11 protein-coding genes are annotated in these 11,422 nt (G+C 44.5%); 4 read left to right on the top strand and 7 right to left on the bottom strand.

Features of this window, described 5'->3' with window-relative positions:
- The first annotated feature begins 365 nt into the window (after positions 1-365).
- On the top strand, positions 366-578 hold the full coding sequence (locus AB4238_RS07110; protein WP_372032495.1) for a hypothetical protein: 213 nt from the start codon (positions 366-368) through the stop codon (positions 576-578).
- 101 nt (positions 579-679) lie between these two features.
- On the opposite strand, the gene AB4238_RS07105 is transcribed toward AB4238_RS07110, so the two are convergent.
- The 4 genes from AB4238_RS07105 to AB4238_RS07090 all read right to left on the bottom strand — a co-directional run bounded on the left by AB4238_RS07105 (position 680) and on the right by AB4238_RS07090 (position 4,539).
- Positions 680-2,224: a sensor histidine kinase gene (locus AB4238_RS07105; protein WP_372032494.1), complete on the bottom strand. Its 1,545-nt coding sequence runs from the start codon at positions 2,222-2,224 to the stop codon at positions 680-682.
- A gap of 45 nt (positions 2,225-2,269) precedes the next feature.
- Positions 2,270-3,007 carry a response regulator transcription factor gene (locus AB4238_RS07100; RefSeq protein WP_372032492.1) on the bottom strand — a complete coding sequence of 246 codons (738 nt, stop codon included), beginning with the start codon at positions 3,005-3,007 and terminating at the stop codon, positions 2,270-2,272.
- An 88-nt stretch (positions 3,008-3,095) separates the two neighbouring features.
- The gene (locus AB4238_RS07095; protein WP_372032491.1) at positions 3,096-3,827 is read right to left on the bottom strand and encodes a spondin domain-containing protein; all 732 of its coding nucleotides are present in this window, start codon (positions 3,825-3,827) and stop codon (positions 3,096-3,098) included.
- Between the two features lie 10 nt (positions 3,828-3,837).
- Positions 3,838-4,539, bottom strand: a complete 702-nt coding sequence (locus tag AB4238_RS07090; RefSeq protein WP_372032490.1) for a spondin domain-containing protein — start codon at positions 4,537-4,539, stop codon at positions 3,838-3,840.
- Positions 4,540-4,738: 199 nt separating this feature from the next.
- On the opposite strand from AB4238_RS07090, the gene AB4238_RS07085 reads away from it, so the two are divergent.
- Positions 4,739-5,542, top strand: a complete 804-nt coding sequence (locus AB4238_RS07085; RefSeq protein ID WP_372032488.1) for an SDR family oxidoreductase — start codon at positions 4,739-4,741, stop codon at positions 5,540-5,542.
- 11 nt (positions 5,543-5,553) lie between these two features.
- Here AB4238_RS07085 and AB4238_RS07080 read toward each other — a convergent pair whose 3' ends face one another.
- The 3 genes from AB4238_RS07080 to purH all read right to left on the bottom strand — a co-directional run bounded on the left by AB4238_RS07080 (position 5,554) and on the right by purH (position 9,169).
- Positions 5,554-5,772 carry a hypothetical protein gene (locus AB4238_RS07080; protein ID WP_372032486.1) on the bottom strand — a complete coding sequence of 73 codons (219 nt, stop codon included), beginning with the start codon at positions 5,770-5,772 and terminating at the stop codon, positions 5,554-5,556.
- Positions 5,773-6,080: 308 nt separating this feature from the next.
- Positions 6,081-7,376, bottom strand: a complete 1,296-nt coding sequence (gene purD, locus AB4238_RS07075) for a phosphoribosylamine--glycine ligase (RefSeq protein WP_372032485.1) — start codon at positions 7,374-7,376, stop codon at positions 6,081-6,083.
- A 203-nt stretch (positions 7,377-7,579) separates the two neighbouring features.
- On the bottom strand, positions 7,580-9,169 hold the full coding sequence (gene purH, locus AB4238_RS07070) for a bifunctional phosphoribosylaminoimidazolecarboxamide formyltransferase/IMP cyclohydrolase (RefSeq protein ID WP_372032484.1): 1,590 nt from the start codon (positions 9,167-9,169) through the stop codon (positions 7,580-7,582).
- A 327-nt stretch (positions 9,170-9,496) separates the two neighbouring features.
- Here purH and zntR point away from each other — a divergent pair, with 327 nt between their 5' ends.
- Together zntR and AB4238_RS07060 are read left to right on the top strand one after the other, a co-directional pair.
- On the top strand, positions 9,497-10,000 hold the full coding sequence (zntR, locus tag AB4238_RS07065; protein WP_372032482.1) for a Zn(2+)-responsive transcriptional regulator: 504 nt from the start codon (positions 9,497-9,499) through the stop codon (positions 9,998-10,000).
- Positions 10,001-10,014: 14 nt separating this feature from the next.
- Complete coding sequence (locus tag AB4238_RS07060) at positions 10,015-11,334, top strand: SO_0444 family Cu/Zn efflux transporter (RefSeq protein ID WP_372032481.1); 1,320 nt, start codon at positions 10,015-10,017, stop codon at positions 11,332-11,334.
- Positions 11,335-11,422 lie beyond the last annotated feature (88 nt).

The raw sequence follows: 11,422 nt of genomic DNA, 5'->3' as shown, positions 1-11,422 counted from the left end.
CTACTCAGAGTGTTTTTGGAGAATTAATTCAAGGCGAATTAAGGACACAATGGTTGTTCTCTTATGAGTTTATTCAACACAGAAGTAGCAAGCCAAACACACTCCTTACAGGCGAGTTTTAGCGGCTTTGATGCTGCGTTAATGAACTTGAACGTAGAATAACTATGCTCTTCATTCATTGCCTTACCTCAAAGCCGCTAAACTCTCGCTGAGCGATCAAATCTTTATACTGATTGGTATTAAACCAAGAACATCATAAAGCTAGCAAGTATCGGGATTGGCTATAGCTACTAGTTTCAAATCGCGATAGCAGTGTTTTATTATTAATCCATCAATTACAGACCTACAGTTAAGAGACGACATTTATGAAATTACCTATTCTTTTTAGTGCTATCTGTTTAGCTATTTTTATTGGTTTGCTACAGGGCACCCACTACTTTTATGTTGCTAATGCCGACACTGAAATGGGCATTTATATGACTGAGGTATTGGTGATCTTGATGTGGATGAGTTTGTTTGGTGTGTTTATTAGTCTTGCTTTCTCTAAGCTGAAAAAGATATTTAAAGGCGTGTTCTAACAGTTATTCTGGCACTGATGGGCAGTCGCTTTACCGTTACGCTCCTTAGGCTTAAATAGCCGATTGCCATCAGCAGTCGGCTTTTTTATTTGGGTGAATAATTATCCCTGATGGACGCTATGTTCAAAACCGTCATCGGTTTTAACGGGGCGGTTTGTACTGCCTTGTGGTTCAACAAGCAAGGGTTGCGTCTGCAGCTCAATTCTAAAACGACTGCCTTTGCCTGGCTGGCTGTCAATCTCAATGCCACATTTTAAAATGGCCAGTAACTGCCTAACAATCGCCAACCCTACCCCAAGTTGCGGTAATGCACTTTGTTTGCTTGCCATTGCCATGGGTTTTTGGGTCATCTGTTTCAACGCAGCCAGTTCATGCTTGTGCATTCCTGAACCATTATCACTAACTTGCAACCAAGTTGTTGCGTTAGATTTATCCGCGAGTGTTTTGATACTGATGACGCCTTGGTCTGGAGTGTAGCGTATCGCATTGTCGACAAGGTTATTTAGAATGCGCAATAGCAACTGCCTGTCGGTATGTATACACAGGTTTAGTCTATCGTCAAAAGCTAACAGAATACGCTTCTTACTCGCGCGCGGTGTGAATGTTAGCTGCAATTCATCCAATACTTCTTGAAGGTTTACTTGTTGCCACTGCGGTTTAACTTGGCCGTTCTCTAAGGCCGCAAGCTCTAACATTTGTCCTAATAGTTGTTGTAAATGTTGGCCAGCATTTGCAGCGATCTCAATTAAGTCACTATTGCGTTCATGGGGCGGCATTAGTAGCCAAGTATCGATATAACCTTGTAAAGAGGTGAGTGGTGTTTTCAAGTCATGGGACAAGTGCAGCATAAATTCGTGCCGCTCCTCTTGCTGCCTGTTGATTGCTTGATGCTGCAAACTCAACGCTTGAAGCAGGGTATTGATATGCTTACTGAGCTGGTTGATTTCGCTGCTACCTGTATATTGTCCCGGCAGTGTGACTCCAGAGTTGAGTTGCTGGGCAGCGACTAAACGCAAATCATTTTCTAGTCGACTTAGTGGTGCGGTAAACAGCTTAAGCAGCAGGATAAACAAGATGATTGCGAAACCAATGGCAATCAATATCGCAGTGGTCCAAAACTGTGGTGCTTGGTGATCACTAACAATGGTCTGCCAGCTATCAAAATCCTCGCCGCCAATGATGACATAGAGATAACCTGTTTGCTGTCCGCTAGGCGTGAGTAATTTTGCGGCTGAGAAGATTTTGTCTTTGTGCTCAGAGCGCGGATCTGTACCCAAAATAGGTAAATTAACCCCCTGGATAAATTGCTCAATAATGTTGGTATCAACCTTATGTTGTTTAATCTTCTCCTCTTTCGCGTCGTAGGCAATAACTTGCCCTTGATTATCTAAAGTATAAATTTCAAAGCTTGGGCCGAGTAACATGAAGTCATGAAATGCTTCTTTTAATGCTGCATCAGAGGTGATGCCTTTAGAAAGTAACGGATTGATATGGGCCATATGTTCCGCCAATTCACGGTGCAGTGATTGTTGGATCTGATTGCGGCTAAACTCTTGGCTAAACTGTAACCACTGCCATAGTGCGATAAATAGGATAAAAATCACTAAGGTAGCCGCGAGCAATATACGACTGAACAAACTTTTCATGCTGCTATCTCCTGCATCCGTCGCAGTTATATGGTTAGCTCCTTTTTAAGAGGCTGCCTGATTAGCTGGCGGGGCAAATTTATAACCCACACCCCAGACTGTTTTTACTAAATCTGTGGTGTATGAGCTGCGAGCTAACTTATTACGTAAGCGATTGATATGACTATTTACTGTGTGTTCATAGCCGGAATAGGAGTAACCCCATACCGCTTCTAATAGTTGCATACGACTGAACACTTGTTTTGGGTGTTGAGCCAAGTAAAGTAGCAGGTCGAACTCACGCGCGGTTAACTCTAAATTTTCGTTAAAAGCGATGACCTCTCGGGTGGTACAGTTTATTGTGATGCCATTAAATTCTAACGCATCATCTTGCTGTTGAATCTGCTTGCCACGTCTAAGCAGTGCTTTCACTCTGGCTCTTAGTTCCAACACGCTAAACGGTTTAACTAAGTAGTCATCAGCACCAGATTCGAGACCCAGCACAATATCGGCTTCAGAGTCTTTGGCAGTTAGCAACATGCAAGGCTGCTCATTACCCGCTTCGCGGATCTGCTGACACAGCGTTATGCCGTCGCCATCGGGTAGCATTCTGTCCATAAGAATAAGATCAATTTGTTTGCTGGCAATCACTTGGTTTGCTTGTTCAAGCGTTGTGCAGTGAACAACTGCATGGTTCATGCTTTTAAGATTGAGCATGACTAATTTGGCTAAGTCTTGCTCATCTTCGATTAACAAAATTGTTTTGTTCGAAATGGTCGAAATATGACTACTTGATCCATTCATGCCAAGCTCCCAAAGGCGGTCCTTTTTAACAAGACCTACCTTTAGGAACTTTTATTTCGATAAATTTTTAATCAATTTTGAACTCACACTATTTAGTACGAGTGACTTTGATTAATAAAACAGGGTTATCGAATCGATGAGAGGCGGATAACACTGAGTCCATCAGGCCATCGTCCATACTAATTACACCAGGATGGGCATGAACTTTATCATTATCATCGCGAGCAGCATTAAAACCTTCGCCACTATCCGCTGGACCTGGAATCGTACCTTTGGCTTCAGAGTTTGCTTCTGTACCTGCATCGTAGGCAATGACACGTAGAGTACTGCTCTCATCGACTGCCAGTGCTGCCAAATCAATCCCTGTAGTGCCGGCAAATGCATCATTAGTATTAACCAGCATGGTCACTACAGACAGAGAGGCAACATTATCTTGTTCAAGGCTTACAGAGATAGTTTCCGATCCACCAGGAACCAAAATACCTGCACCACTGATTAACTCATTGACACCAGCCTCATCGGCTAAGCCGCTGCTGTCGCCTGATTCTGCCAGAGTTTCTAAAGCAACACTGGCAGGCATTCCAGTACTCCACAGTTTGCTGTCATTGTTATGAGCAACAACTGCAACAGGTGACATTGGCTGGTTGGCCGTTAGGTTAGTGACGCTAATGCTGTAATCCTGCATCACTGGCGCAACAACTGGAGGCTCAACCGGCTCAGGTGAATCATTGTCGTTATCTGAACAACCTGCTAATCCGATAGCCGCAAAAGCGACTAAAGCTATCGCATTACGTTTAAAATTATTGATTGGATAGTTCATGGTTTATCTCCTACTTCACGATAACTGTCACTCGAGCTACAGGATTTAACCAGCGATGCACTCGGCTGTCTAAGTCACTTGCGCCGCCATCCATATCGGTATCACCTAACACGCCTGGATGAATATGTACTTTATCGTTGTTGCTGCTATCCATTATGCCAGTACCATTCATGCCGCCGTCACCACCAGGTGCTGCTGGGATCCCCGGAGTACCAGATGTCCCACCGCCATTGATGATCTCGTCATTATCTTCGGTACCTGCATCGTAAGCGTTGAGCGTAAAGGTATAGCTGCCAGCTTCGGTTGGGATCTTCCAAGCATCTAAACCAACAAAGGCATCATTGGTAGGTAACACCATGGCGGTTATAGAAAGGTGAGTCATATCGCCAGAATCTAGCATGATGCTGTCTACTTTAGCACTTGGTGCAAGTAACCCCATGGCTGGGTTAGTCACGGTCACGCCGCCAGCACCAGTTACAGCAGCATCTAAATCGTCGATATTGCCACCTTCTGCCATTTTCTGTAGTGCAGGGCTTGCCATTTCGCCTGCTTGGAATAGATGGCTATCCATATCGTGTGCTGCAATCAGTAACGGTGTAAAGTGGTTACCATGGGTTAAGTTAGTAACGCTGATTTCAAGCTCTGCAGCTGATGCAGGTAGGCTCATTAGGCTAGTGATGAAAAGGGCTTTAGTGAGTTTATTTACGTTCATGATTTATCTCCTTTGACTGTATGGATTAAGCATGACAAAGGGATCTCACCTGAATATCGCCAAATAATCACAAAAGTATAACAATTGCAGGTTCTATGATATTTAATGAAAAAGCATATATTTTAGATGTAGTTGCATAAGAGACTATTTTTGATATTACCGAGTATCGACGGGGAAAACTAATAAGGAAGCTGTGAAAATGGATTATTTTCAGGACAAGGTCATTATTGTTACTGGTGCATCGGAAGGGATAGGTCGCGCATTAGCGTTAGCATTAGCTCCTTTTGGCTGTCGGTTGCTACTTACTGCCCGTAATGAATCCCGCTTAGCTTCATTGCAGCAAGAGGTAAGGGCACTCGGTTCAGAAGCATTGATTCAAGTTGCCGAACTGTCTGATCAACGGCAATGCAGTGATGTCATTACTGCCTGTATTGAGCACTACGCTCAGTTAGATATTCTAGTCAACAATGCAGGCATGACCATGTGGTCACGTTTTGATGAACTTGAAGATTTAAGCGTCCTGTCGCAGATCATGCAGGTGAATTACCTTGGTCCTGCTTACCTATCGCACGCCGCGATTCCTCATTTAAAAAAGAGCCAAGGCCAGATTGTTGCTGTTGCTTCAATAACGGGGATGACGGGAGTGCCGACACGCTCAGGTTACGCTGCCTCAAAACATGCACTGATAGGTTTATTCGACTCGTTACGTATCGAGCTTAGTGATGATAATGTGGCTGTGACGGTGAGTTGTCCTGACTTTGTGGTTACACAAACTCACAAACGAGCATTAGATGCTCAAGGTAAGCCACTCGGTGAAACACCGATGCAAGAAGCAAAAATCATGACTGCTGAAAAGTGTGCTGAGCTTATGTTGCCAGCGATTGCACAGCGAAAACGGTTACTGATCACCTCATTTAGAGGTCGAGTAGGGCGATTTTTTAAGATCATTGCCCCAGGCCTGATAGACAAAATAGCTAAAAAAGCCATTGCATCAGGTCGGTAGCAACACTGATTTTATTTATTTAAGTGTTTAACAATGGCGGCGGCAGCATCGTCTTTAGTTGGTTTATTATCTGATGGTTCCATCGGGATAGCGGGTGTATGGCCGGTCATATTCTCAGCAATATGCAGCCAATCTGGGTGCCAGTAAAATGAAGTGCCCGATAGCGTATCCCAGTTATGCACGCCAGATGTTTCGCCTTGATAGACAAGATCTCCTAGTGAATATTTCATAGTTTACCCCTATATAGTGATTAATATGTTTCTCTAGTATTTATTTAGAATAAACATATTGCGCTTTGAGTGTAGAACTTTTTGTTAGCAAGATCACAAAAATGCTGATTTATAGATCTAGGATTTAGGAAGCCGATAGGGTTAGAGCATATTTTGTAGCAGAGCTGTTGGTAGCAATAGCTTAATGGACCATTTCCAATGGTAAATGTTTTCTAGGGCTTAAATATCAGCATATCTGCTTTGCATAGCACAAATAAAAAAGCCCAGTGAGAACTGGGCTTTAATCGGTTTAGCATACGCTTTTGGTTCTAGCTATTTTCTCTCGCAATAGCGCGATAAGCGATATCTGTGCGGAAATACACATCATCCCAGTGGATGGCGTCTACTAATTGGTAAGCTGATGCTTGAGCTTCTGTTACACTATTGCCTAGTGCTGTTGCGCAAAGTACGCGTCCGCCATTAGTCACTACATGGTCATCTTTCATGCTGGTACCAGCATGAAATACCTTGGCATTGTTATTACCAAGATCTAGACCTTCAATCACATCATGTTTGCGGTATGCATTTGGGTATCCACCTGCGGCTAAAACCACGCCGACAGCTGCACGCGAATCAAACTCAGCAGTCACCTGATCAAGTTCACCACGGGTTGATGCTAAGCAAAGCTCAACTAGATCAGATTTAAGACGCATCATGATAGGTTGAGTTTCTGGATCGCCAAAGCGGCAGTTGTACTCAAGCACTTTTGCGCTGCCATCAGGAGAGATCATTAGGCCCGCATAAAGGAAGCCGGTATAGACATTGCCTTCAGCGGCCATGCCATCAACTGTAGGGCGAATAACGTTAGCAATAGTCCAATCGTGAACCGCTTGGGTGACTACTGGTGCCGGTGAATATGCACCCATGCCACCAGTATTAGGGCCATGATCGCCGTTATCACGCGCTTTATGATCTTGGCTGCTGGCCATCGCCAGAATGTTCTTGCCATCAACCATCACGATGAAGCTTGCTTCTTCGCCTTTGAGGAATTCTTCAACTACCACACGAGAACCAGCTTCACCGAATAGGTTACCCGCTAGCATATCTTCGATAGCTGCATCAGCTTCTGCTTGGTCAGCCGCAATGATGACGCCCTTTCCTGCCGCTAAGCCATCAGCTTTAATAACGATAGGGAAACCAGTGGTAGCCGTCATTTCAGTAACGTAAGCTTTAGCGGGCTCAATTTCAGTAAAATTTGAGTAAGCAGCGGTAGGAATATTGTGACGCGCTAAAAAGTCTTTAGTAAATGCTTTTGAAGACTCTAACTGCGCCGCGCCTTTAGTTGGGCCAAATATAGGCAACCCGGCTTCATTGAAGGCATCAACAACACCCAATGCTAGTGGTACTTCTGGGCCTACAATCGTAATTGCAACTTTCTGCTCAGTAGCAAAAGCCACCAGTGCAGTGATCTCTTCAACATTGATCGCTACGTTTTCTAGCTTTGGCTCTAATGCTGTGCCAGCGTTACCCGGTGCAACAAAGACGGTTTCAACTTGCGCCGATTGTGCCGCTTTCCATGCCAATGCATGTTCGCGACCGCCGCCACCAATAATTAATACTCTCATATCTTTACCTTTTATAGCTGCGCCATTTTTCCTATCTCTGCCTCAAGCATACTCACGTATTGGCATTTTTTACCAACAAGAATCTGCGAGTGCTTTGTTTGACATAGAAAAAATGGCTTGCTCTAAACGTTAAAAATCAATTTTTAGAAACTCTAACAACTAATATTTAGATACCAATATATAGAAACTAGAGCCTTTATAAATTAATGACGGAAGTGACGCATGCCGGTAAATACCATTGCCATGCCGTGCTCATCTGCTGCTGCGATAATCTCTTCATCACGAATAGAACCACCTGGCTGAATGATACAGCTAATTCCCGCTTCTGCAGCGGCATCAATACCGTCGCGGAATGGGAAGAAGGCATCAGATGCCATAACAGAGTCTTGAACCACTAGGCCTTCATCAGCGGCTTTAATTCCAGCAACTTTAGCACTATATACACGGCTCATTTGGCCTGCGCCAACACCAATAGTCATGCTGTTCTTGGCGTAAACGATAGCGTTTGATTTTACAAACTTAGCCACTTTCCAGCAGAACATTAGATCTTTCATTTCCGCTGCTGTTGGTTGACGTTTAGAAACGACTTTTACATCATCAATAGCAACCATGCCTTGGTCGCGATCTTGCAGTAATAAACCACCGTTAACGCGCTTGTAATCAAGGCTAGTGGTCTTGCTTGCCCATTGACCGCATTCAAGCAAACGTACGTTGGCTTTTGCCGCAACAACATCACGGGCTGCTTGGCTAACTGATGGTGCGATAATCACTTCAACAAACTGACGCTCAACAATGGCTGCTGCAGTGGCTGCATCTAATTCGCCGTTAAAGGCGATGATGCCACCAAATGCTGATGTTGGATCAGTTTGAAATGCGCGGTTATAAGCTTCAAGTAGGTTGTCACCAATCGCGACACCACATGGGTTAGCGTGCTTAACGATGACACATGCTGGCTGGTCAAACTCTTTAACACACTCTAGTGCTGAATCAGTATCTGCAATGTTGTTGTAAGAAAGAGCCTTACCTTGCAGCTGCACTGCCGTGGCAACAGAGGCTTCATCTAAATTGGTATCAACATAGAAAGCCGCTGTTTGATGGCTGTTTTCACCATAGCGTAGGTCTTGCTTCTTCACTAGCTGAGTATTGTAAGTGCGTGGGAACTTAGAGTCTTCGTGGCACTCATCTTTACTGTGAGCAGGAACTTTAGTACCGAAGTAGTTGGCGATCATTCCATCGTATGCCGCTGTATGTTCAAAAGCAGCAATCGCAAGATCGAAACGTGTTTCCAGTGTGGTGCTACCTTCGTTTGCTTGCATCTCAGCAATTACGCGGCCGTAGTCGCTAGCATTAACAATGATAGTGGTATCTTTGTGATTTTTTGCGGTAGAGCGAACCATGGTCGGGCCGCCAATATCGATGTTCTCGACAGCGTCCGCTAAGGTGCAACCTTCTTTAGCAACAGTTTCGGCAAATGGATACAAGTTAACAGCAACCAAATCGATTGGATTGATGTTGTTTTGCTCCATAACAAGCTCGTCTATACCACGACGCGCCAAAATGCCACCATGCACTTTAGGATGCAAAGTCTTTACACGGCCATCCATGATTTCTGGATGACCAGTGTAATCCGATACTTCAATGACAGGCACACCATTATCTGCCAACAGGCGGGCGGTGCCACCAGTAGATAGTAGCTCAACACCTTGAGCATGCAACGCTTGTGCAAACTCTAAGATTCCGGTTTTATCTGAAACGCTTAACAGCGCGCGACGAATAGGTCTGGCATTATTCATTGTAGGTACAGGGTCCAGTAGTTATTTTAAGGATCTTTCGGAAAACAGAACAGTATTAGGCTTGCTTGCCTCTACACTGCTTTCCAAAAGTCCCTCGCTATTTTTACTCTCCCGCCACGGCGCGCGTATTTTACCGTAATTTTACCCCTGGCGGTGTTTTTTTCTGCGCGATTTCACAATACGGTAAACAGAACAAGCTTTGATCTAATTTTTTAGCCAGAATAAGCCTTGACCTTGGATACAACTCTAAGGTTTATACTTAGTTTGTTGATAGATATCTGCACGCTAATATTTGGCAATGTAAATGCTTTATACAAGGGGAAGTCGATGTATCGAATTGGTGAGCTAGCACAGTTGTGTGAGGTCAAAACGGATACGTTAAGGTTTTACGAGAAGCACGGTTTGTTATCGCCTTCATCAAGAACTGATTCTGGTTATCGCATCTATACCGAAAGTGACGCAGAGCGTTTGCGTTTTATTTTACGAGCCAAAGCGGTTGGTTTTACCCTTGCTGAGATCATCGAGCTGTTGTCGATTGAACTGGATAAGTCCAATTGGGCTTGTGCCGATGTTAAAGGCTTAGTCGATGACAAGTTAGCCAACGTTGAAGCTAAAATTGCCGAGCTGAATCATTTTCAGCTATCGCTACAAAGGCTATCCCAAGCTTGCTGCGGCGGGCCGGAAAGTGCAGAGCATTGCTCGATATTAGAGGCGCTCGAATCAAGTACCGAAAATATTCGCTGTGAAGGTGATTCACATGAGCATGGCCATACCCATGATGATGCGCAGTTGACTAAAAATTGCCAAAGCAAAACCGTTAGTAAGAATTAACAAGAGAAAACGTTATGTTATTTGCAAACTTTATTGACCTATTCCTTGATTCAGCTCCTTGGCTGTTACTCGGTCTATTTCTAGCTGGAATGTTAAAGATGTTCGTGCCAATGGCATGGATGCAAAAGCAACTGGGTGGCCATGGTTTTAAAACCACAGTAAAAGCGGCTGTCCTTGGCGCGCCGTTGCCACTGTGTTCTTGTGGTGTTATTCCAGCCGCTGTCGGACTGCGCCGCAGCGGGGCATCAAAAGCGGCGACCACTTCGTTTCTAGTATCAACGCCGGAAACTGGGGTTGATTCAGTGACTGTTTCATATGTACTGCTTGGCCCATTTATGGCGATTGTTAGACCTATCGCAGCGGTTACCAGTGCAATTGTTGCCGGACTGCTAGTGGGTCGTGATGACGATGAAGTTAAGCCGGTCGCTGATACCGAGAAAGCGGCTAGCTCATCTTGTTGTAGTAGCAAAAAAGCGGAGCCGAAAGTCGCGACTAGTAGCTGTTGTGCCAGTGAAAAGAAAGCCACTGTCAGTATGAAACCAATGGTTCAGAGCAGTGTTATGAGCCAGGTTACTAATGCCGCTCCGCTAAACTTGTCGCCAGTGGCAGAGCCAAAAAAATCAACTTGTTGCAGCAGTGAGAAAGTAGCCGTTAAAGCTGAGAGTGCATCATCTTGTTGTAGCTCAAAGAGTTCAGACTCCGCTGAAGCTGAGAGTTGCTGTGAGTCGACTAAAGATATTGCTACAGAGCTTAAAGGCACATCAGTTATTAGCCGTATCGGTAAGGGGCTGCATTTTGCTGCCACCGATCTAGTACGCGATACGACTGTGTGGCTATTAATCGGTTTGTTCTTTGCTGCGCTAGTCACAACGTATGTTCCAGGTGATTTCATGGCTAAATGGGGCGATGGAATTTTAGCGATGTTAGTGATGGTGCTGATCTCTGTACCTATGTATATCTGTGCTACAGCATCAACGCCTATAGCTGCAGGCTTGTTATTAGCAGGGGTTTCACCTGGGGCGGTATTGGTGTTTATGTTGGCAGGCCCTGCAACGAATATCGCAACTTTAGGTGTGGTGACTAAAGAGCTGGGTAAACGTGCACTGTTTGGCTACTTAGGCGGTGTATTAGGCGTAGCGTTAGTTTCAGGTGTTTTGGTTAACTATTTAGTCGATACTTTTGGCTTTGTGGTCATGCCACAAGTGGGAGAGCATCATAATTTGTTGCCTGCTGCTATTGTTTATTCATCAGCGGTTGTACTTGCTATCCTGATGGCTAAGGTATTTTTAGACATGCTACCTAAGAACTGGTGGCGCCGAGATTGCTGCTCATAATAAACCTGAATTAGGGGCTGTTGATCTTTCGAGCTTAGTTTTTGTTCGGTTCTTTACCGTAATTGAAGTATTGAATCGAACCCAAAGG

Source organism: Shewanella sp. 10N.286.45.A1, assembly GCF_041470405.1.
Taxonomy (GTDB): Bacteria; Pseudomonadota; Gammaproteobacteria; order Enterobacterales; family Shewanellaceae; genus Shewanella.
Note: the sequence above shows the minus strand (reverse complement) of the source record. Positions and strands in the feature narration are given on the sequence as shown.

What these genes read in the sequence shown, in the direction of transcription:
- AB4238_RS07110 (WP_372032495.1), top strand. Translation starts at nt 366, where the DNA reads ATGAAATTACCTATTCTTTTTAGTGCTATCTGTTTAGCTATTTTTATT.
- AB4238_RS07105 (WP_372032494.1), bottom strand. Translation starts at nt 2,224, where the DNA reads ATGAAAAGTTTGTTCAGTCGTATATTGCTCGCGGCTACCTTAGTGATT.
- AB4238_RS07100 (WP_372032492.1), bottom strand. Translation starts at nt 3,007, where the DNA reads ATGAATGGATCAAGTAGTCATATTTCGACCATTTCGAACAAAACAATT.
- AB4238_RS07095 (WP_372032491.1), bottom strand. Translation starts at nt 3,827, where the DNA reads ATGAACTATCCAATCAATAATTTTAAACGTAATGCGATAGCTTTAGTC.
- AB4238_RS07090 (WP_372032490.1), bottom strand. Translation starts at nt 4,539, where the DNA reads ATGAACGTAAATAAACTCACTAAAGCCCTTTTCATCACTAGCCTAATG.
- AB4238_RS07085 (WP_372032488.1), top strand. Translation starts at nt 4,739, where the DNA reads ATGGATTATTTTCAGGACAAGGTCATTATTGTTACTGGTGCATCGGAA.
- AB4238_RS07080 (WP_372032486.1), bottom strand. Translation starts at nt 5,772, where the DNA reads ATGAAATATTCACTAGGAGATCTTGTCTATCAAGGCGAAACATCTGGC.
- purD (WP_372032485.1), bottom strand. Translation starts at nt 7,376, where the DNA reads ATGAGAGTATTAATTATTGGTGGCGGCGGTCGCGAACATGCATTGGCA.
- purH (WP_372032484.1), bottom strand. Translation starts at nt 9,169, where the DNA reads ATGAATAATGCCAGACCTATTCGTCGCGCGCTGTTAAGCGTTTCAGAT.
- zntR (WP_372032482.1), top strand. Translation starts at nt 9,497, where the DNA reads ATGTATCGAATTGGTGAGCTAGCACAGTTGTGTGAGGTCAAAACGGAT.
- AB4238_RS07060 (WP_372032481.1), top strand. Translation starts at nt 10,015, where the DNA reads ATGTTATTTGCAAACTTTATTGACCTATTCCTTGATTCAGCTCCTTGG.